Below are 22889 nucleotides of genomic sequence, written 5' to 3'. Positions count from 1 at the left end.
AGTATGAAAAGATTTCAATATAATAACATATTACGCCGACCGGCTTATCTCTTCTTTCTTTTCTTGCTGGCAGCAAGCCGTTTAGTTTCTGCCCAGGAAGTAGAGGGGGAACAGTATGAACGAGGACATATCTGGCATGAAAGAACGGATACAATCTATGTATATCCGGGTGAGCATACACGTATGTTTGTACAGTCCAACTCCTCAGCTGCAAACATTCATGGATTTTCACGTTGGCTACAATTAGGGGATAATAAAGATATAGATGAGGGTTGGTATGAAGAACATTTGCTGTGGAAAAAGCAAAGTGATACTATAGCTTTTAAATATGATCAAAATCTAAAATGTTATGTGGCAAAAACTCAGCAATCAGCAGTGTCTCAGCCTCATTATAGCTATGTGGAATATGTTGCAGATAAAGATAACGTAGGAGGTGTTACCGGTATCCTCGATTCACTGGCATGGGATGCAAGTGCCTGGAACGATTGGAAGTGGAATGAAGATAGTACTAATATTAATCAATTACCCACAGCTATCAATCTCCGCCGTAAGTTCATTATCAAAAATGCAAAGAGTAGATATGAGCAGTTGAAAAAAGCGAAGGAAGAATACGAAGAGGCAGCTAAAAAGCTGGGGGTAAACACCTTGGTCGAGGCTGGTTTCTTTGAAAAATATACTGTACATACACCTCTTCGTCTCAAAAAGAATCATGGAACTAAAGAGTGGCAGACGGGGGTTAATTTCCGTTTGAAGGAAGTGTTGTCGAATTATTATCTCAAGAGTTCTGAAGATATTAAGATAGATAGTATTCATTCTGGTGCAGCTAGATATGTTCGTTGGCGAGTGTTTAATGGGAGTAAAGAGCCTATGGAGTGTACAACAGTACATAAAAAGAAGCAGGGGGATAGTAATAAGGAGCATCTAGTACCCAAAGAAGGGTATGTTATGGAGCATTTGTTTGCTACTTTGGGTGCTACGTATGCTGATTATGTGAAAGGTACTGATCTGCCGGGAAAATTTATTAACAATGCTTCGGTCTTTTATTGTGTCGGTTTGGAAGGAGATGCTACAGCTAATTCGAGTGAGGAGGATCTGACTAGATATATTACGGCTGAAGTCTCTCTTGATGAAAATGATTGGTATCCGGTAGCCCTTATCACGGTCTATTTAGATCCTTATTCAGACCCTAAAACGGCAGAAGAGTTGAAAGGCGCAAACGATTACAACTATGTTAAGCGCGAACAGGATCGCTTGGATGAGGATGTGAACTATGACCTGATTGCCGAAATCAACTTCGATGATCCGGAGGCAGATGGGAATAAGGTTCCTGAAAAGTCTGCGGAAAATTATAGGTTGACACGCTTGAATAAGGGGTCGTCCGATTATGCTTTTGCTGATTTGAGGGCAGTAGATAAGGGGCAGAGAACTCCGATGCAGCGTTCTTTATCCCGTTCCGAATATGCCTTTTTTAAAACATTGGAAGTATATGGTCTTAGTAGCTACAATAACTACTACTATAAACCCGGTGGATATTATGTAAAAACGTATGACCGGCTGTACGAACGGCAGTTATTGAGTGGCAAAACCACCCCGGATAAGATGGGATATTTTTTGTATCTGGATGCTATTGATGAGCCGGGGCGTATCGTTTCTCTGCCGGTAAATACAGAGCTGTGTTCGGATACCAAGCTGTTGGTGACGGCGTGGGTCTGCAATATGGAGTCTACTTCCGCTACTGATGCTGTTGCCGGAGATATCGGTTTGACATTCAAAGGTATTACGGAAGAAGGTGAGGAGGTAGATTTACATACCTTCTATAGCGGTTCCATGCGGCGTACTCCGGCCAGGGCGGACAATGCAAATAATCCGAATCTTATGAGGTGGCAGCAGATTTGTTATGAATTTTCAGTTCCTAATACGCTGAGCTTTCAGTCGTATCGTTTGGATTTATTCAACAATTGTCAGCACTCCGACGGTGCGGACTATGCTGTTGATGAGATTAAAGTGTATCGCTCTACTCCCAATATCTATGTGCGCCGTAAAGCAACTTGCGATTTGAACTCGGTGTTGCTGCGCTCTAATTATCAGACCTTGCTGGAGAATATGAACTTGAAGCCTGGTGATAAGGTATGGAGTCAGCTTTCTGATGATGATAAAAAGAAGTACGCTTTGCTTCGCCTGGGACTTGAAGGTTTGGATGATACTAGTAATGGGGAAGATAAAGATCAGAAAAGTGACTACTTCAAGAATTTGTATTATTCCTTCCTAAGAGACTTTCACGTGCAGCCGCCTACGAGGGATATTTATGATGAAGTGCATGAATGGTTGCAGATGGATTATAACGGGGATGGATTTATTAGTCAATTCGGACGTGTAATCATATCGACGAGAATAGAGGATATACCGACGAATCAAGAGGAGGCAAATGAGTTGTCTAAAAAATTGAACCTTCGGGCTTTGAAGGAATATCAGGAACGGTTTAATGATTTGAAGGATAAAAACATTTTACCGGAAGATGCTAAGGAGCCGAGCCAATATGAGTCAGGTGATTTGAGCTCTGCTTATCAGCTCTTTCACGATTTGGGGATAGCCCCTATCAACTGTGCCTGGTTTATGCCTGAAAATGTGGATGAGGGAGGTTTCCCTACAGAAGGCGATGCCAATCCTGATAAGGGATTTATCTTTTTGGCGGATATACAGACGGGGATGAAGGCCAGGCAGGCTGTGAGAGAATCGGATGACAAAAAGCCAGATGAGTTGCTTCCGGGAGTAGAGTATTATGTGATGTTGCTCAATGGTAATCAGAAAGATGTGTCTGATGGCGGTAGTGCCGACCCGCACTCCAAATGTGCGTTGATTGCCCCGTTTCATGTGATGGATCCGATCCGGTTGGTGATTAACGGACAGGCGGAATATGACCCACATGGGTTGTGTATGAATAATCCGGTGAATGTGAATGCTGCTTTGCAGGCGGTTGATCCCGATGGTAATGTTATCACGTTTGCACCAACTTATTACTGTTTCGACTGGTATTTCTCGCCCAACGATCCGGAAGTGGAGGGCGAGGGTGAAGTACCGTCGTATATATGGGAGTTGTTTGATGATCTACAAACTTTCAGAAAGGAACTGAATAAGGACTTGTCGCCCAATGACCGGAAAGAAGGTACGGAAGAGGATTTGAGGAAATGGCAGCCAAGTTCTCAGACATTGAAAGAGATACAGCAGAGGCTGATAGAAATGGTAGATGACGGCCAATTACTATTGTCTGTTCATGATCCGGAATTTATATTGGATAAAGAGCGTCTAACTTTCTACTCCCTGCCTTTTTCGGTAGATATGGATAAGTTGCTGGAGGAGATAGAAAATAAGACGAATCGAGCCGGTGCATTGCTTTGTATGAATCCCCGTCAAATGATACTTGAAGCGACAGAGACAGCCCCTGTAGTACAGTTGGGGCTGCCTGATATAAAGTATCCGGATGATATGTTGCAAGTACCTTTGCGTATTGGGACTCATTACGTAAAAGAATGCAGAAAGAGTTCTATGGAAGCTAATGCGGGCAAGTCATTACGGATACCCGTACGGCATTTTAAACTCTCACAAGCTGAAAATGCTGATCATTTAGGTTTTTCAAAAGGAGTCTCCGATACAATCAGATTGTATAGTTTGAATGGTAATTATGTGGAGGGAGAGCCAGCCAGGGCTGTACTTACTGGAGCAGATATAAAAACATCATTAGCCAATAATAATTATATCCAACTTCAGTTTCTGCCAGACTTCAAGCCGTTGGAGGGTTTTATTTATACTTTAAAAATTGAGTTAGAGGAACAGCAAATAAGTGGTGAGCCAACCAATAGTTGCCATGGTATAGTTTATCTGCCTCTGAAGATTGTTCCTAAATATCTGACATGGGTCAGCGATGGATCTTCGCGTAACTGGAACAACGATGGTTTGTGGCGTCGTTCGAATCAGGCAGAGCTATATGTGGATGGAAAACTGGAAAGTGTGGATGCAAATAAGACAGATGGACCAATACGAACAGACCTGGAGTTTGCCTTTGCTCCGATGGATTTCTCGTATGTAACGGTTCTTAAACCGGAAAATAGTTCCTGGTTATATAAACTGGATCAGAAGAATGATGATCAATCTTTGGATATGAAACCGAATATTCAGGAAATTCAGCAAATCGGCGATGCCACTGAGCGTATAGAATATGATATGGTGATAAAGAGTTCTCCCTCTGATAACGTATATTCGGTAACTCATTATTATGGAAATACGTGCAATTTTATTTACTTTAAACCTAGAGCTACCTTGATGCGACAGGATTTGCTGCATTACAATAAGGCAAAAGTTGAGTTTGAAATGGATAAGAATAAAAAGTATTTCTTGTCTTCTCCTTTGCAAGAGGTGATAGCGGGTGATATGTATTCCACAGGAGGTACCGGACGACAGGAATCTCCAGTATTTATAGTGTCGAGTTCTACTGGAGGGGAGTATACAATAAAATTTGATGAAAAAAGCAATAACCGTTTTAATCCTGCTTTCTACCAGAAGATATGGGATAATAGTGCAAAGATATATTTAAAAAATGGAACGGCAGATGAAACATATGCTGCTGTCGCTTCCAACTGGAGCGTAGAATATAATGATGTGTCAGTTCCTTATAAACCGGGTACCGGCTTCTACAGCAGTGTGGAAAACTTTAGTAATGATAGGGCTTTGGTGCGTTTGCCTAAAGGTGATACATGGTATAATTATTATGATACAGAAGGTAAGACAGAGGAAAGTGATAAATATTCTATTAATCAGGGAATTATATCTTTACGTGATAAACTAAGTTTTGATGCTGACACACCGGAGCAAGAATTAAAAGCAACAGTTACCAATGCTACTAACGGTACCTTCTTCTTTGTCGGTAATCCGTTTATGACTTATCTGAATATGGATGCTTTCTTTAATGGAAATCCTGGATTGTCTCGTACTTATTGGACGGAATACGATGCATTTGTATTAAAAGAAGATGGAACAGTAGTAAGTACCGGCGGTAGTACCGGCGGTTTCCTGAAGACTATGCAAGGTTTCTTTGTGCAGAAGAATAGTACTCAGAAAGAAGGGGAGAATCCATCCCTTACCGTCACTTTCACTCCGGAAATGATGGCGGCAGATTATGCCTCTACGTTGGAGACCCGTTCGTCGGAAGAAGAAGCCTTCCCGACTCTTTACATCTCGACGGAGCGGAAAGGGGAGCGCAGTGCTATTTCCATCATCAAGCGGGAAGGGGCGGATGCCGCCTACCGCGTCGGTGAGGATGCCGTCGTCTTGTTGGATACGGACGAGAAACAGCATCCGGCTCTTTACAGTGTAGCCGGAAGCCAGGCGGTGGCCATTAACCAAACGTCGGACATCAGCAACATCCCATTGGGTATCTATAGCGATGATGCAGAAGATGTAACCCTTACCTTCGAAGGCATCGAGCAGTTTGACAGCCCGCTCTATCTCTACGACGCCCTGTTGGATGAAAGTATCCGGCTGGATGCCTTGAACACGAAGATAACTGTGCCCGGCTCTACGCACGGCCGTTATTTCCTGAATGGAGGAAAAGAAGGGCTGGATGCAGAAAGTGATATTGCTATCTATTCACCGGTAGCCGGTGAAATCATAGTGGCCACCTCTGCTTCCGACCTGCTGAAGACAATCCGTGTATATGACCTTGCCGGTCGTTTGCAGCTCAGCCTCCAGTCAATCAACGAATCGGTCAAACGCCTCTACCTGACAGGCGGAGTCTACATAGTAAAGGCTTCAACAGAAAAGGGAGAAGTGAAAGGTGGTAAGGTGATTGTGAGGTAGTAAAGTGGATAGATATAAAAAATCCCTTTTGTAATTGTTTGTATACTATACAACATTGATTACAAAAGGGATTTTTGATTATAACTTTATAGGTTTCAGAGTAAGCCTATTAAACCGTCTCCATAATAATACTCCCAACGTTGTCAGGCTAATTGGGAACCCGCACCAGATACCGATCGCTCCCCAATCGAAAACAAACCCGCAAATATACCCGATCGGCAACGCTAGTCCGAAGTGGCAGATAAAAGCGCAGTAAGCCATATATTTCACATCGGATATGCCGCGCAAGGCGTTGGCAAACAAAATTTGTAGTCCGTCGCCGAACTGATAAAGAACAACCGACCACGACAACAATGCCACCATCGCCACCACATCATGCTCCGGTGTAAACAAATACCCCATATTCTTATGGAATAACATGATAAATGAAACGAACAGGACGGCAACCCCCATAATCAGATGCAACCCGGCAAAGGAAGCCTGACGGATATTCAGCCAATCGCTATACCCTTTAAATACGCTGACCCGTATCGTAACAGCTGCCGCTATTCCATAGTAAACCATAAACCCCAGCGTGGTGATAACCCCCAATACCTGATGCGCTGCCAACGCCGTACTTCCTATCCAGCCCATCATAATAACACTTAGGCTGAACGACCCTGTTTCAACTCCCATCAACAGCCCGACCGGAAAGCCTAAACGTATCAGCTTAGAGAGATTCAGCCGGTTGACAAGACCCTCTTTGAAACCTTTCAGATATTCTTTGTATTTTTCCTTCCGGGTAAATAAAATAAAGAAAACAACAAAAGTCAGGATACGGCTGACGAGCGTAGAAATACCGGCCCCTGTCAGCCCCAGTTCGGGTACACCGCATTTACCATAAATAAGGAAATAATTGCCTATGATATTCAGCACATTCGCCCCCAGCATGATCCACATCGGCGTAACCGTATCGGTCGTACCGTCGCTGAACTGCTTAAAAGAATTGAACAGCATGGCAAATATCACCGAGAATAGTTGCAGGATGTAGTAAGGAACGATATACGGCATCAACTCTTCCGGCTGTTTCAGTATATCGATATTCAGTAAGAGAAGAAGCATCAGACAACTCAACAGGACACCGACGATGAAGTTAATAAAAAGGCTGTTCTTCAGTGTCTCGCCGGCTTGGTGATATTCCTTGTTGGCATGAAGTCCGCCGATAATAGGAGTGAGACCGTATGAGAAACCCATCCCGAAGATAAAAGCCAGATTGAAGAAATTATTGACGAATGAGGCGGCAGCCAGTTCGTTGGTGCTGTGATGTCCCACCATGATGTTGTCGGCAAACCCGACAATGATAATGCCCAACTGTCCCAACATGATCGGAACACCCAGGCGTATCGTTTCTTTATAATGTTCTTTGTAAGCAGAGAGTTGTATCATGTAATTCTGTCGAATATTAGTCTGTTTAATGTCAGATTAGTGAATTGGCGAAAATAGGTTATGCGGCTAAGACATAATTGATTACAGTTTCCTCGTAGTTTCTTGCTTTGGAAACTCCAGTTCCCTGCGCAGGAAACTCTAGTTCCCTCGGCAGGAAATTGTAGTTTCCTCCTAAGGAAACGCCGGTTTCTTCAGCAGGAAACTGTAATATCCTCCCAAGGAAACCGGCGTGTTACTATATGCTACGGATTGGAATACCGCTTACTTATATTATTTCCACTGATTCGATAACCACATTTTCCAACGGACGGTCCTGTCGGTTGGTCTTGACATTTTGGATGGCATCCACAATGTCCAATCCTTCTACCACTTCGCCATAAACCGTATATTCATTATCCAGGAAAGGAACACCTCCGATTGTTTTGTAAGCCTCACGCTGTTCGGGAGTCAGCTTGGCTTCATCCTTACGCTTTTCGGCTTCGAGTTCGGTCTTGCCGATCAGCGTATCGCGGATAACAGCCAGTTCGGCTTTGTCGCCACTTTGGTAAGCCGCTTTGATCTTGGCACTGTTTTCTTTTTGCAAGCGTGCAAAGATCGCTTGTTTCAGACGACCTTCTTTTTGTTTCTCCATCTGGTCCAGTTCGGCGTCTTTGTAAACCTTTCCGGTGACGATATAAAACTGGGAAGCAGAAGATTCTTTCTCCGGATTAACCTCGTCACTGGTACGGGCGGCAGAGAGAGCCCCTTTTTTATGGAAATATTTCGGATAAACAAATTCGGCCGGTACGGTATATCCCAGGTCGCCGGCACCTAGCTGTTTATTCATAGGAGCATCTTTTGAGGTTACATCACCACCTTGCACCATGAAGTCCTTGATCACACGGTGGAAAAGCAGGCCGTTGTAAGTTCCGTCCTCAACCAGTTTGATAAAGTTATCGCGATGTTTCGGTGTTTCGTTGTATAGTTTCAGTTTAATGTTACCCAGGCTGGTTTTCATCAGCACCTGTGTCTCTTTTGCTTGCGTTTCCATTCTTATTTTGTTTAATGATTATTTATCGACAATAGTCATTGTCTTGATCTTTATATTCTTTAACGGCCTGTCGTCCTCATTTGTTTCGACAAACTGGATTTTATCTACAACTTTCATTCCTTTAACAACTTCACCGAAGACGGTATATTTGTTATCCAGATGGGGAGCCCCGCCTTCAAGCATATAGGCCTGGCGTTCTTCGGGTGTAAAGGTTTTATTGTCGCTTTTCTCCATCTTATCCAGTTCCATTTCTGTGTAGAACTTTCCGGTTACGATATAGAACTGTGTGCCTGATGAAGCGCGTTCCGGATTTTCGTCGTCGCTGGTACGGGCTGCACATAGCATGCCGCGTTTGTGGAAATATTTCGGATAAACGATCTCTGCCGGAATCGTATAACCCGGATCGCCGTCGCCTAGATGTTGTTCGATAGGTGCATCTTTCGAATTGATGTCGCCGCCTTGTATCATAAACTGTTTGATCACACGGTGGAACAGTAGACCGTCGTAACGTTTTTCTTTTACATTTTTGATAAAATTATCCCGGTGTTGGGGGGTGTCGTTGAACAACTTCACCTTAATCTTTCCCATGTCGGTATCGATCTGAACGAGTGTCTCAACATCCTGCGCTTGCGAATGAACGGATGTCAATAATCCGGCAACTAATAAACATATAGCAAACAGCTTTTTCATCTTCGTTTTATTTTGTTATTAAGGCAACAAAAATAGTTACTTTTAGTCGTTAACGCAACCTTTTAACACAACCTTTTCAACCAACGCTTGTTCCTTACTGGTAAAACGTCTAAACAAAACACATTTATGAAAGCATTTGTTAAAGGAGCAGTCTTTTTGCTCGGGTTAGGAATTTTCTCCTCCCATGCGCAGGCTCAGAAAGTGATCATTAAGGATGAGGAGCCTAATTCCATCATGTTTATATCCCGCGACAAAGCGGGAGATGAAATTATCCGGATACTGAACGAAACACAGAGTCCGCGTTTCCATGAACCGGGTATCCCTCGTTTCCTGCTGACCGATCGTAAGGGGCGATTCGCTTTAGGTATCGGCGGATATGTAAAAGCAACAGCCGAGTATGACTTTGGCGGTATTTCCAAGGATATTGATTTCTACCCGGCGCTGATTCCCAACAAAGGCGCTTCACATGTTAGAAACCAGTTTCAGATGGATGCAACGACCAGTACGGTCTTCCTGAAATTGGTAGGACATACCAAGCATCTGGGAGACTTTGTGGTTTATACTGCCGGAAACTTCCGTGGTGACGGTAAAGGGTTTGAGTTGAGAAATGCGTATGCTTCTTTATTGGGCTTCACACTCGGGTACGACTACGGTTCATTTATGGATCTGGCGGCTATTCCACCGACGATCGATTTCGCCGGGCCGAACGGGATGGCTATCTATCACGCTACCCAGTTCCGTTACGAACGTGCCTTCGGAAAAGGATGGAAAGCCGGTATCGGTGTGGAAATGCCGGTAGTAGACGGAATTACCAATGATAATTTAAGTATCGGTTCCCAGCGTATGCCTAACTTCCCGGCTTATCTGCAATATGGGTGGAACTCTAAAAGCCATCTGCGTGCCGCCGCTATCGTAAGAAGCATGACGTATGATAACCTGGTGGCTAATAAAGCCGAATCGGAAACCGGCTGGGGTGTTTTACTTTCTACGACATTCAATCTTTGTAGTAAAGTACAGGTGTACGGACAAGGTGTCTACGGTAAAGGTATCAGCCAGTACATGAACGATTTGAGTAACCTGAACGTGGATATTGTTCCCGATCCGGCCAAAGCTGGCCGTATGCAGGTACTTCCGATGATGGGATGGTATGCCGGTTTGCAGTATAATATCACACCGAAAGTATTTGTTTCAAGTACTTACAGCCAATCCCGTTTGTACAGTGACAACGATTACCCTGCAACTCCGTCGGAACAATATCGTTATGGTCAGTATCTGGTGGCTAACCTGTTCTGGAATATAACTCCCGATCTGCAGGTAGGAGCCGAATACCTGAGAGGATGGCGCACGGATTTCAACGATCAGACACGTCATGCCAACCGGATGAACCTGGCGGTTCAGTATAGTTTCTAAGAGTAAACCGAAAAATTAAACAGATAGCGACACGGGGTTTATTTGCTGGGCAAATAGATCCCGTGTTTGTGTTATTTGCTAATATGTGTTAAATAAATAATTCCGACCCCTAGATGAACATGTATTGTGTGTATACTTTATAAACGGACCAGAAAATGGTACTATTATAAGGAAACATATGCAGGATACAAGCGTTATATCTCTTTTACAGAAGTATATAAAGAACCAATGTACGGAAGATGAATTGCGTACATTGCTTCAGTGGCTGAAAAAGCCGGATGATTCGGTTAGTCTCGATTGGGTTATAAAACCTTTATGGGATACGATCGATAAGAATATGATATTGCCTGATTGTGAGCGGGAAAATGAGTTGCAGAAAGAAGTCTCTTTGCTGTTGTCAAATATGAAACGGAAAGAGCTAAATTCTGCCGATTCTATTTTGAAAGTCAGAAAGAAAAAATATTTGAATGTTTTTTATCGCGCTGCAGCTATTGTTGTTTTGGTACTCAGCGTTACTTTAGGTTTATTGAAAGTTACGGAACAAGCACAGGAAACAATTACATATACAGAAAAGATATCGAACAAAGGGGAAACTAAAAGTATTTTCCTGGCAGACGGGACAAAAGTGATCCTGAACTCGGACACAAAATTGACCATCCCCAGTGATTTTAATCAGGAAGAACGTATTATCGAAATGGAAGGAGAGGGCTTTTTCGATGTCACTCCGAATCCGGACAAACCATTTATCATAAAGAGCGGTGAAGCGCAGGTCAAGGTATTGGGAACCTCATTCGATTTTAAGTCATATAAGGAAGATGATTTTATTAAACTGACTGTATCGACCGGCAAGGTTCGTGTGAACGTGGTTAATCAGGATATGCAATTATCAGTCTCTCCGAATGAACATTTATCTGTCAATAAGGTAGATGGTACTGTCAGCAAAGAGGCGATCAGAGAAAACAACTATATTAAATGGATACAAGGTTCTTTATATTTTAATAAGGAACCGATACGTGAAGTTATAAAAACCATCAATCGTACTTATAATCGTAAAGTTGTTTTGCAATGTAAAGGCAGCTGCGATTATAAAATTACAGGGACTCATGACAATAAAAATATAGAAGCTGTTATCGAAGCTATTTGTTTTACAACCGGCTTGTGTAGCCGCCTGGAAGGGGATAATATTATTATATATGATAAACTTTAAGTCTAACATAAATATACTGCCTATGACAAATACCGGAAAATGAGACACTATAAAAAAGCAGTAGCGCTGTTACACTACTGCCTTTAAAAATTTTGCAGAGTCCTAGGAAACAGTATTGAGCCACTGGGTTGTAAGGTTTCTCTGCCTGTTTTAACAAACATCATTCATTAAAACATTACAAATGTATGAATTATAATCTAAAATTAAACAAGACTGTTATGCGAACTTCGTTAACCGTATGTACTATAGCTTTATCATCTCAGTTGCTTTGTGCAGAAGGTGCTTTCGGACAAAGTCTGAAAGAGAATGATATTACTTATGTCGTAAAGCAGACTTCTGTGAGCGAAGTATTTGAACAGCTTAGTAAAATGACTGGCTTTAACTTCTTTTACGACGAATCGGTATTGAAAGGACTGAAAAGTGTATCTGTAAAGGTAAATGATGCTTCGATAGATACTATCTTAAACGAATTGTCACGTCAGACAGGTCTGTCTTTCAAAAAAATAAATAATACTATTTCGGTAAGTAAGCCACAAGTAAACATGGTTCCTCAAAGTATTGCCCAGGATTCGAAAAAGCTGACCGGTCAGATTTTGGACAATCATGGTGAGCCTGTTATCGGTGCCAATGTAATCGTAAAGGGCACCACCAGCGGTACGATTACAGATATTGACGGAAACTTCTCGCTGGAAGTTCCTCAGAGCGGTACACTGATTGTTTCCTATATTGGTTATCTGACAAAGGAAATGCCGATCGGGAAACAGAATAATTTGAAAATAACATTACTTGAAGATACACAGGCGCTTGATGAAGTAGTTGTAGTCGGATATGGCGCTCAGAAGAAAGTCAATCTAACCGGTGCGGTTGGTACGATCGATTCAAAAGTGCTGGAATCCCGTCCTATTATGAATTCGACAAGTGCTTTGCAGGGAACAATCCCTAACTTGCAGATCACATCGAATAGTGGAGAACCTGGAACAAGTGCAACGCTGAACATTCGCGGTACGACTTCTATCAATGGCGGTAGCCCATTGGTGTTGGTCGACGGAGTTGAAATGAACCTGGATATGATCAACCCGAGCGATATCGCTAATGTGACGGTTTTGAAGGATGCTGCCGCATCGGCTATTTACGGTGTGCGTGCTGCCTACGGTGTTATTTTGGTAACAACCAAGAATGCGGGTACTGACATGAAGACTACCGTTTCTTATTCCGGAAACGTGGCGTTTTCAAAACCCACGGTTTTGCCCGATATGGTCGAGTCGAGTTGGGAACATGCCGAATTTGTAAACAGGGCAATGACAAATGCCGGACTCGATCTGATGTATAGTCCGGAGACTGTGCAGAAAATGAAAGATTATGCTGCTGATCCTCAGAATAATCCGGAATATGAAGTATTGAACGGTTCGATGTATTATTACGGTCATTCGGATTGGGTGGACTTGATGTTGAAGAAATTGACGCCTTCTCATCGCCACAATGTAAATATTTCGGGTGGAAATGAAAAAACTAAGTTCTATTCTTCCGTAGGATATCTGAATCAGTCGGGTATGTATAAGATCGGCAATGACGATTACCAACGCTTGAATACCCGTCTGTCAGTTGAAAACCAGACAACACCGTGGTTGAAATTAGGAGCAAAGGTTTTGTATAACTATACTTCTGCTGATAAGCCTCATAAATATAAGGATGATGTTTGGCAGCAGATGGTGTTCTCTACGCCTACACGTATGGCCAGACCTTGGGGTGTCGATTCGCGTTACCCGGAACTGGATCAGTATGCCGGAAAATATTTCGATGATCAGAATCCGATTTCTCTGTTGGAGATGGGGGGACGCGATAAGAATAAGACGCATGATGTATGGTTGACTGGTAGTGCAGACTTTACATTTACGAAAGACTGGCGTGCACGTGTCGACTTTACCTATAACTTGAGTTATGATCACAACTCGGAACACCGTAAAAGAGTAGATATGATTACCAACAGTTTTGTTGAAACCGAAGGTAATACGAATAACAATAGTTATGCCTGGAAAAATAATAATAAGGATTATTATTCATTCAATGCCTATACGGAATATGAACACACTTTCGCTGAAAAGCATTACGTAAAAGGTATGTTGGGCTTCAACCAGGAGCTGACAAAGTATATTACCAGCACGGCAACTCGTCAGGATCTGATTTCTCAAACGTTGCCGTCATTAAGCTTGGGTACGGGTATGCAGACTGTGGTTGAAGATGGGTACGAATGGGCTTTGCGCGGTGGTTTCTTCCGTTTGAATTATATCTATGACGACCGCTATTTGCTGGAAGTGAACGGACGTTACGACGGAACCTCACGATTCCCTTCAGATAACCGTTTCGTATTCCTGCCTTCTTTCTCAGCTGCATGGCGTATTTCGGAAGAAGCCTTTATGGAGTCAACCCGTACCTGGCTGGATAATATGAAAGTACGTGCCTCTTATGGTATATTGGGTAACCAGCTGCTGACGGCTGAGGACTGGAAAGGTAATACCAAATATTATCCGTACATTCCATTTATGTCTTCCGGTTCGGCAGATAAATGGCTGTTTACGAACACAGAGAAATCTTTGTATATTAATCCGGCCGGTCTGGTGTCTAATAGCTTGACATGGGAGAAGGCCTCTACAGTGAATGTGGGTCTGGATATGACTTTCTTGCAGCAAAAACTGGATGTGTCATTCGACTGGTATCAGCGTACAACATCTGATATGCTGGTCAAGGTTGAATATCCGGAAGTGCTGGGAACGACGGCTCCTCCTGCCAATATGGCTGCACTTCGTACACGCGGATGGGAACTTTCAATCAACTGGAACGACCGTATCGGTAAGGACTTTACCTATAGCTTAGGACTTATTTTGTCAGACTCTCAGGCTGAGATCACAAAATATACCAATAAAAACGGTTCATTGAGTGATCATTATGTAGGAGAGAAGATCGGTGAAATCTGGGGATATGAAACAGAAGGTTTTTATCAGACAGAAAGCGATTTGACCAGTCATGCCGATCAGGCAAAGCTAGGCTCCAACTGGGATTTAGGTGACATCATGTATAAGGACTTAAATAACGACGGCAAGATCGATAATGGTTCGAACACACTGGCTGATCACGGTGACTTGAAAGTGATCGGTAATACGACTCCGCGTTACCAATATGGTATTACCGCCAATCTGGGATATAAGAACATATATATGAATATCTTCTTCCAGGGGATCGGTAAGCGCGATTACTGGCCTAGTAGTCAGCCGTTCTGGCCTGTCGCTACTCAGTATTATAATACGCAGAAATGGTTTGTTGCCGATTCATGGTCGGAAGATAACCGTGATGCTTATTTTGCCCGTCCGATTGCCCGTGAAACCAAGAATCAGCAGAAGCAGACCAAGTATTTGCAGGATGCATCTTACTGCCGCCTGAAAAACCTTTCTGTCGGTTATGACTTCCCGACAAACTGGACCAATTTTCTACATCTCTCGAAAGCCAGTATTTACTTTAGTGCGGAAAATTTGTTTGAATTTACCAATGTAAAGGGAGCATACGACCCGGAAGCAGCCGGTAAAAACGGTACAATGGTATATCCGTTCCAGCGTACTTATTCATTCGGACTTAATGTTACATTCTAAATAAACCGATAAGATGAAAAATATAAAATTAAATATAGCAGCATTGGCTGTGTCATCCCTGCTGGTGGTGTCCTGTAATGATTCTTTTTTAGATAGGAATCCGACACACGATTTGAATGATAATAGCTACTGGAATACAGAAACGGATCTGGAAGTATATAACAACGGAATCTACAACGAGGCCGCAGATGCGTCTTACTATCGTTTTATGGTAGGACATACTGGTGACGCATGGAGTAGCAGTTATGCCGATTACTTTTGGAAAGATGTACAGAGTGATAACTTCGTGTCGAAAAGTAATTCAAACCATACGAGCTATACCCGGATTGCTGCCGGAAAGGAAACAGTTCCTAACGACCCCACTGCGGGCGGATGGTATTGGACACTACTGCGCCGCATAAATGTCTTTTTTGCTAATTACGACAAGGTTGACGTTCCGGAAAGCGTTAAGAGCAAATATGCGGGCGAAGCTTATTTCTTCCGTGCCTGGTTCTACTTTGACAAGGTGCAGATGTATGGTGACGTTCCTTACATCACTGAACCGCTGACAACGGAGTCTGAAGAATTGTATGGTCCGAGAACCCCGCGCAAGGAGGTAATGGATCATGTGCTCGATGATATCAACAAGGCTTGTGAACTCTTGCCGGAAAGTTGGAGTTCGGATAAAGGCAGTCGTGTTTCGAAAGGTGCAGCCCTGGCCCTGAAATCACGTATCTGTCTGTTTGAAGGCACTTATCGCAAATATCATAACCTGGGTGATGAGCAGAAATATTTGGAAGAAACTGTAAACGCTTCTCAGGAATTGATGAACATGAAAAAGTACAGCATTTATAATACTGGAAATCCGGATTCTGACTATGCAACTTTATTCAATAGTGAGGATCTCGAAGGTAATCCGGAAGTCATTATGTACAGAAAATATGTGCTTGGTCTGCTGGGACACCGTTTGTGTGGTTATTTGGTACAGTCTGGAAATGGTGCTACAAAAGATTTTGTGGAAGATTTTTTGTGCAAAGAATCTGATGGCAGCGTAAAGCCTGTTTCGTTGAGTCAGTCTTATAACGATGAAAGCATAGAAAACGAATTGGACAACCGCGATCCGCGTCTGACTCAGATTGTGTTGGATCCGCGTCACTCCAAAGAGATTCTGTACAATAAGGATCAATATATATTTCCACGTGTTGCAGGTATGACCGGCTGGGAGTCTGCTACCGGATATCATGTTATTAAGCACTATGCTGCTGAGCAGGATCAGAAAGGATATGGCAATGAAACTCATGATGCGCCCTTGTTCCGTTATGCAGAAGTGCTGCTGAACCTGGCGGAAGCAAAAGCCGAACTGGGAACGATTTCACAAACAGACTTGGATCAGACTGTCAATGTTTTGCGTGACCGTGCCGGTATGCCTCATTTGACATTGAATCCGGTTATGGACCCGAAGTATACCGATTTGGGTATTTCTTCCTTATTGGTTGAAATACGTCGTGAACGTCGCGTTGAACTTTGTTTTGAAGACACCCGTTACCAGGATCTTATGAGATGGAAACAAGGCAAGCGACTGGCGCAGCGAGTTTTGGGTATGCGCTTTGAACCCTCTTACTTCGATCTGCCACGCTTTACACCGGAAGAGGGTAAGGCCGATCCAAACCGTGTCAAGTTGGTGGAAGTGAACGGAAAGCATTATATTGATGTATTTGCCGGAACAGACTGGGAAAATCGAGTATTTGATGAAGACAAGCATTATTTACATCCGATACCTGTAAATGTGATCGGTAAGAATACTGAAATAAAACAGAACCCGAATTGGGATTAATGTTTATCTCCTGAGAGTTTTATTATCCCGGCTTCATCTTTATGGTGAGGTCGGGATTCTTTTAATTGAGGAAAGTGAATAAAGGAAATAACAGAGTCATCGTAAGGTCAGCATGTTTATTGAAATATAACTTGATAAACTTTAAAGCTTCAGAGATATGTTCCTGTACTGTATTGACTGAAATACCTAATTTCATAGCGATTTCCTTATGCGACATGTTCTCGACACGGCTCATATTGAATATTTTTTTTCTTTGTGCAGGTAAGAGGTCTATTGCAGCCTGAAGGATCTCCTGATATTCGGTGTAAATAAGTTGTGATTCAGTGGTTTCTTCAACAGTAATTTTTTGTGTAGTCAGTATTTCTTTCACTTTTATATCAATGTCCATATCACGAAAATAATTCATGATGCGATTTCGTGCCATGGTGTAAAGGAAAGAAGAAAAAGATAGTTGAGGGTTTATGAAAGAACGTGATTCCCAGATACGGATAAAAATATCTTGTACAATGTCGTTGGCTTCTTCATTTGATTTAAGCAGATAGGAACAGAAATAGAATAATTTGTCTTTGTAACGTATATATAACTCACTAAATGCAGCTTCGTCATTTTGTGTGAGTCGTGTTACAAGGTCTACATCTGTTTTTTCTTTTAATCTCATCAGCATTCCATAAATGTATGACAATTATTATGACTTTTTTCATCAAGATAAAAAATCCCGGTAGATTACCGATTTTAATGAGTCTACCGGGATTTTATGATATGTTTTGCCTATTAAAACAATTTATCAGGATATTCACCAGCATTCACTAATGCCTGGATCTTATCAACCACTTCCTGGCGGTCTTCCGGATAAGTGACACCGAACCATTTACTGTTTGTATCCAATACTTTTACAGTAGCTGTATCGTCACTAATCAGTTTGTCTACCATCAGCGGGATGAAGAATTCGCTTTTCAAGTTTTCCATGTTCTTCGGATCACTCAGGAACACTTTGAAGAACTCCTTGCTGTAAGCAAAATAATCGGGAGTGAAGCCCCAGAAGTTCATACTTACCGGAGTCGTATCGGGGGTTGCTACCCATTCGCCATCGTCGTCGATGTATTTTACTTCGCCGTCCAAACGCTGGATCTTAGTACGTTCAACAACAGATGTCAGCAGCTGGTTGTCGTCTGTGCTGCAAATACCACGGGAAACAGTTCCACTTTCGCTCAATGTATTTCCTACGCGGAAACCTACCATTGCATATGTGTTTTTAGAACCTTCAGGCAGTTCAGACAGGAATTTACCCATTACCTGGAAAGAGTCGCGACCGTAGAAATCGTCGCAGTTGATTACGGCGAACGGTTCTTTGATAACGTCGGCACCCATCATAACGGCATGGTTTGTTCCCCATGGTTTAGTACGTTCAGCCGGGCAAGTGAATCCTTCGGGCAGGTTGTCGATAGCCTGGAATACTAATTCACAAGGTATATGACCTTCATATTTAGAAATGATCTTATCACGAAAATCTTGTTCAAAATCTTTACGGATAACAAAGACAAGCTTTCCGAAACCGGCTTGAATAGCATCGTAGATGGAATAATCCATGATTGTTTCTCCGTTAGGACCCAGTCCGTCCAACTGCTTCAAACCTCCGTAGCGGCTGCCCATACCGGCTGCCAATAGAAATAATGTAGGTTTCATAATTCTTTTATTTTAATTAGATAGTGTATTTTTCATTACTGCCGACAAAGGTAGGAAACAATTAATAATACACAATTGTGATTTGTGATTAATTTCTCTTTAAAACCCGAACTGCCAGGCAATAGTCTCCGGCTTTGAGATTATCGGTAACGATAAAATATCCCTGGTTATACATTTAACGCTTATTTTACTTCAAGTACGACAATCGATTGAGCCGGGAGAGTGATTTTTAATTGACCTTTCTCAACTTTTGCCCCATTAAATACTGTCGGCTTTACCAGTTCGGGTTTCTCAAAAGTATTGTGGTCATTGATGGTTCCATGCCTTGTCACGACCATTCTGGCAACGTAAACGGGCCATCGGACTGTCACCTTCCGAAGTCATATATTCAACCCATTTCGCCATTTCTTCCACTGTACCGCTACCTACATTGGCACTGATATAGGGTTCACATCCCAACAATTCGCAAAGGTTGAGGAACTCGTGGGTTCCGAAGCTATTGTCTTCGATCGCTCCACCCCAGTTGTTGTTTACCATTTTGGGACGGTTCTCTTTCGGACCGATACAGTGGTATTCGTCGGCAAAGCAACCGCCTGGCCAGCGTAGATTGGGGATTTGCAAATTCTTCAACGCACTGAGAACATCATTACGGTATCCTTGTGTGTTCGGAATGTCAGAATCCGGACCGACCCAAAGTCCACCATATATACAGGTTCCCAGATGTTCGGCAAACTGCCCGTAAATATGTTTACTGATCTGTTATGTTCCTTCTACAAATATTCTACTCTATTTGTGGCAGATCGATAGCATCCAACTTCCTTAATGTTTCCAGTCTGAAAGCTCCGGGCCAGGCGACCAGCCATGAGTTGATCCGGTCAAAACGGGGAGCGGCATCCCAATTCCAGAGACTTTGCAGATAGGCTTCATTTTGTGAACCGGCAGGGCGGACACGTCCGTTAATTACCAGCGTCCCGTCGGAAATTAATTGACATCCGTTATTCCATATGGCAACAGCTTTTTCTTTCCATTGGTTATCACCGGTAAGTTTTGCCAGTTCAAACCATTCCGGAATCCAGAATAAGGCGTATGGATCCAGATGATGATGCTGAACGGAAACCGAAGTGGCGCCGAATGTCTTATAATTGTATTGGGTAAAATTATCATTTTCAGGATAAATACCATTGTAATGCCATAACCAGGTAGATAAATAATAAGATACGGCAACGGCATCGTCCAGATATTGCCTGTCATTTGTCAGTTTAAATAATTTCAAAGCCGAACGCAGAAGGGAGATGGATGACTCTTTATCGATACACCAGGTATCCAGAGCACCCGCTGTAGAATATCCTTTTGTTTTCAGTTCGCTGACATAATGATCATAGGCCCTGGCAGCAGAAACAAAATAAGTACTGTCTTTAGATCTGCTGAAAGCCTCCAGCATCGGAGGAACCAGAAAACAGCCGATCGTTCCTTCCCGATAGAAACATTGTCCATTCGGATACCATCCACGGGCATATACGCCGTTGGCCTGCTGATCACTTTTGACAAAGTTACAAATGCCGAAAGCCAGGCGTTCATATTCTGGTCTGTATAATCCGCATGCTTTCACCAGTTCTGCTGCTTCAAAATAATTGAGAGCAGCCGTTCCCAGGTTACAAGCATCCAAAACAATGTTATCGTTCAGGTTTTTCTGGTTGGAGACACGATCATAATTCGTGATGAACAAGCCGTTGGGCAATTGGCAGAGTTTAGCCCATGCGTCGAGAGTGGCCAGTCCTTTTTCTAAAGATTCTTTATTCTTGTATTTGATGTAATCGAAAAGGAGGGAATTGGCAAAAGAAGCATTCTGTCCGCACCATCCGATTTCATACCCTTTGCGTTTACTCCATTTTCCGTTTTTCTCCGGTGAGAAACCGATTGTGAAACCTCTGAAAGCACCGTCTTCTACCCATAGGTATTCTTTGGCATACCGAAGACCTAAGTTCCATATTTTTTCAGGGGGGTAAATATCTGTATCCTGTTTGTCTGCCCGGTCCCATGCTTCGCGCAAAAAGTGGCGCATCGCGTGATGGTGAGGTTCCTGCTCGCTGATAGTAAGGTAAGCAGTCAGTGTGACTGTTTCTCCTTCAGAAAGTTTTTCCTGTTTCTGATATCCTGGTTTGTAACGGTCTCTGGCTGCGTACATAACAGGCATTTCTTCTTCCGGCCATATCAGCCGATGGGTAGTGGTTTGCTTCTCCGGAATGAGAGAGCAGGAGAAACTTTCTTTTTCATTTTGGGGAACATCGCTCCACATGGCAACGGCGAATTTTGTTCCTTCCGAATAAGTTGCCCCGGGTATAGGAGTACTGCGATAAGAATAAGTTCGCCATTTCCCGTTTTGTTGTGCTCCTTTTGGCTCTTTTCCTCGTCCCCAATTATTTCCGTTGTAAGACACAGAAGGAATCATCCAGTAGTCTGAGGTCGATTGATGTACAAAATCCAGGTAAATCCTGGCTTGTTCGATATTTTCCAGTGCAGTAAACTGGCTGGTAATCTTAAAAGTACAGGAATCGAGTTTTTCAATCTGATCCGTACGGTTCATTCCTTTGGTGACAGATGGATTCAGTTCTCCTACAATGGTTTTTCCGGACATGAGAATCATTCTGTTATCCTGATCCTTCCAGTGATATTTATCCTGGGTATGACAGGAGCAAAGGACAAAGCATAAAATGAAATAGAATGCGTGTAACTCCCTTAATGTTTTCATAACCAAATAACTGATGAATAAGTGTATACAAATGTAAATAAAATATCCGGATAAAGTGTTTAAAATAACCTTTTGTTTTGGAGAAAAGAAACAAGGAGATACTCTTCTTTTTACATTACATGATAAAAATATTTATTAAAATAATTACTTTTTCATATTCGTATATGTTTAATTGTTTATTCAGGTTATTTCTATCTTTATCTACTCTATTCGGTTTTCGATAGTCGAATGGCATCTGTAGCACATTCTGTTTTGTCGGTTATACTACCATTTTTACCACCAAATCTGTTTCCCATTCTCATACGTAATTATTGAAAAACTCGACAATAACCGGATTATCATCTATTTGGCACTGGATTTCTTGACCTTGCTTGTCAGTTAGTTTTTGGGGGATTTCCTGTAATTGGTCCGGTTGCAGATAGAGCAGCAGACTGTTTTCGCTGTCGCCTACGCTGATGGTTGACAGGAATGAGCCGTAGGTAAATTCGGTGGAAGTCATTTTTCCGTTATCTAGCTTGGATAAGTAGTTCTTATCGGCGTGACGGATTTGTAGCCAAAGCGTATTTCCAAGAGGTATTATGTTTGACAGATGCGTGCCGTTGTTTGCTTCGCGGATAAAATCAATTCCGAATGTACTGTATAATTCAATTAATTGTTGGTCGGTCAGGTAATCGTTTTGAGGGGTATATACGCCTCTGCTGAAAGTCTCCGTTTCCGGATTGAAGGAGACGTAGGAGTTGGACATTCCCAGTTGGAACAAATATTCATTCTTGTATTTGACGAATTGGACGGCTCTGAATAGGAGGAAGGGGACCTCTTTTTCCAAGTATTCGGAAAGAATGTTTCCTTGTTCGTCCGTCAGTGTTAAGAAATGGTCATTTTGTCCGGTGACCAATAGAAGATGTCCGTTTTCCATTCGTTTGAACTTGTATATGGTGAAAGGAAAACTGATTTTCCGGAGGAAGGAGCCGTTGTTGGCATCGTATATTTTCAGGTTCTCGTAGTCGGAGATCCATATTTCTGTTTGGCCGTTGATGCTGTATATGTCAAAGTCTTCCACATGGATGTATTCTTCGGGGCCTTGTCCTTTCTTGTTCAAAGACATGACGTGTTTTCCCTCGTTGTTGAAGCGGTGGATGGAGGAGCCGGATGAGGCTATGTAATATTCGTTATTAAACTTCTTTATTTTGTCGATGACTCCGATCATGCAGGTTGAATCGGTCTCCAATGGGGTGGCGGTGTAATTGCTGGAGAAGAGTTCTGACCATTCTAGGTGATCTTCTTGCGGAAGAGAAAGATCTTCCAACAGGGGTTGCTGCTTTGTTGTGTCGCATGAGAACAGGGTGAGGAGACACAACAGGACGATGAATAAAGCTAATATATGTTTCATA

General features: G+C 42.6%; 13 protein-coding genes and 1 pseudogene. 5 read left to right on the top strand and 9 right to left on the bottom strand.

What is annotated here, in order from left to right; all coding sequences use genetic code 11:
• The first annotated feature begins 3 nt into the window (after positions 1 to 3).
• The gene (locus P3L47_RS20890; protein WP_277782005.1) at positions 4 to 5850 is read left to right on the top strand and encodes a T9SS type A sorting domain-containing protein; all 5847 of its coding nucleotides are present in this window, start codon (positions 4 to 6) and stop codon (positions 5848 to 5850) included.
• Positions 5851 to 5928: 78 nt separating this feature from the next.
• Here the strand turns inward: P3L47_RS20890 and P3L47_RS20885 are convergent, their stop codons facing one another.
• The 3 genes from P3L47_RS20885 to P3L47_RS20875 all read right to left on the bottom strand — a co-directional run bounded on the left by P3L47_RS20885 (position 5929) and on the right by P3L47_RS20875 (position 8995).
• Positions 5929 to 7275 carry an MATE family efflux transporter gene (locus P3L47_RS20885; protein ID WP_277782004.1) on the bottom strand — a complete coding sequence of 449 codons (1347 nt, stop codon included), beginning with the start codon at positions 7273 to 7275 and terminating at the stop codon, positions 5929 to 5931.
• Between the two features lie 265 nt (positions 7276 to 7540).
• Positions 7541 to 8305 (bottom strand): peptidylprolyl isomerase, encoded by a 765-nt coding sequence (locus P3L47_RS20880; protein WP_129735547.1) that lies wholly within the window; start codon positions 8303 to 8305, stop codon positions 7541 to 7543.
• Positions 8306 to 8323: 18 nt separating this feature from the next.
• Positions 8324 to 8995 (bottom strand): peptidylprolyl isomerase, encoded by a 672-nt coding sequence (locus P3L47_RS20875; RefSeq protein ID WP_075556793.1) that lies wholly within the window; start codon positions 8993 to 8995, stop codon positions 8324 to 8326.
• 126 nt (positions 8996 to 9121) lie between these two features.
• Here P3L47_RS20875 and P3L47_RS20870 point away from each other — a divergent pair, with 126 nt between their 5' ends.
• The 4 genes from P3L47_RS20870 to P3L47_RS20855 all read left to right on the top strand — a co-directional run bounded on the left by P3L47_RS20870 (position 9122) and on the right by P3L47_RS20855 (position 17066).
• On the top strand, positions 9122 to 10405 hold the full coding sequence (locus P3L47_RS20870) for a DcaP family trimeric outer membrane transporter (protein WP_122361532.1): 1284 nt from the start codon (positions 9122 to 9124) through the stop codon (positions 10403 to 10405).
• Between the two features lie 178 nt (positions 10406 to 10583).
• Complete coding sequence (locus P3L47_RS20865; protein ID WP_277782003.1) at positions 10584 to 11612, top strand: FecR family protein; 1029 nt, start codon at positions 10584 to 10586, stop codon at positions 11610 to 11612.
• A 218-nt stretch (positions 11613 to 11830) separates the two neighbouring features.
• Positions 11831 to 15253 (top strand): TonB-dependent receptor, encoded by a 3423-nt coding sequence (locus tag P3L47_RS20860; protein ID WP_277782002.1) that lies wholly within the window; start codon positions 11831 to 11833, stop codon positions 15251 to 15253.
• 13 nt (positions 15254 to 15266) lie between these two features.
• The gene (locus P3L47_RS20855) at positions 15267 to 17066 is read left to right on the top strand and encodes a RagB/SusD family nutrient uptake outer membrane protein (RefSeq protein WP_277782001.1); all 1800 of its coding nucleotides are present in this window, start codon (positions 15267 to 15269) and stop codon (positions 17064 to 17066) included.
• Positions 17067 to 17127: 61 nt separating this feature from the next.
• On the opposite strand, the gene P3L47_RS20850 is transcribed toward P3L47_RS20855, so the two are convergent.
• The 6 genes and pseudogenes from P3L47_RS20850 to P3L47_RS20830 all read right to left on the bottom strand — a co-directional run bounded on the left by P3L47_RS20850 (position 17128) and on the right by P3L47_RS20830 (position 22888).
• Positions 17128 to 17724: an RNA polymerase sigma-70 factor gene (locus P3L47_RS20850; RefSeq protein ID WP_122361698.1), complete on the bottom strand. Its 597-nt coding sequence runs from the start codon at positions 17722 to 17724 to the stop codon at positions 17128 to 17130.
• A gap of 113 nt (positions 17725 to 17837) precedes the next feature.
• Positions 17838 to 18749, bottom strand: a complete 912-nt coding sequence (locus P3L47_RS20845; protein WP_122361536.1) for a glycosyltransferase family protein — start codon at positions 18747 to 18749, stop codon at positions 17838 to 17840.
• 182 nt (positions 18750 to 18931) lie between these two features.
• On the bottom strand, positions 18932 to 19087 hold the full coding sequence (locus P3L47_RS23790) for an alpha-L-arabinofuranosidase C-terminal domain-containing protein (protein WP_122361537.1): 156 nt from the start codon (positions 19085 to 19087) through the stop codon (positions 18932 to 18934).
• Positions 19068 to 19505, bottom strand: a pseudogene (locus P3L47_RS20840) (alpha-N-arabinofuranosidase); the annotation flags it as partial. The pseudogene P3L47_RS20840 and the gene P3L47_RS23790, both read right to left, overlap by 20 nt.
• Positions 19506 to 19530: 25 nt before the next feature.
• Positions 19531 to 21498: a hypothetical protein gene (locus P3L47_RS20835; protein WP_233577101.1), complete on the bottom strand. Its 1968-nt coding sequence runs from the start codon at positions 21496 to 21498 to the stop codon at positions 19531 to 19533.
• A 298-nt stretch (positions 21499 to 21796) separates the two neighbouring features.
• Entirely contained in the window at positions 21797 to 22888 is a 1092-nt protein-coding gene (locus P3L47_RS20830; RefSeq protein WP_277782000.1) for a 6-bladed beta-propeller, read from the bottom strand.
• Position 22889: the final 1 nt, after the last annotated feature.

Origin of the sequence: Parabacteroides chongii (assembly GCF_029581355.1) — a bacterium.
Taxonomy (GTDB): domain Bacteria; phylum Bacteroidota; class Bacteroidia; order Bacteroidales; family Tannerellaceae; genus Parabacteroides; species Parabacteroides chongii.
This window is presented reverse-complemented; position numbering and strand designations above follow the sequence as displayed.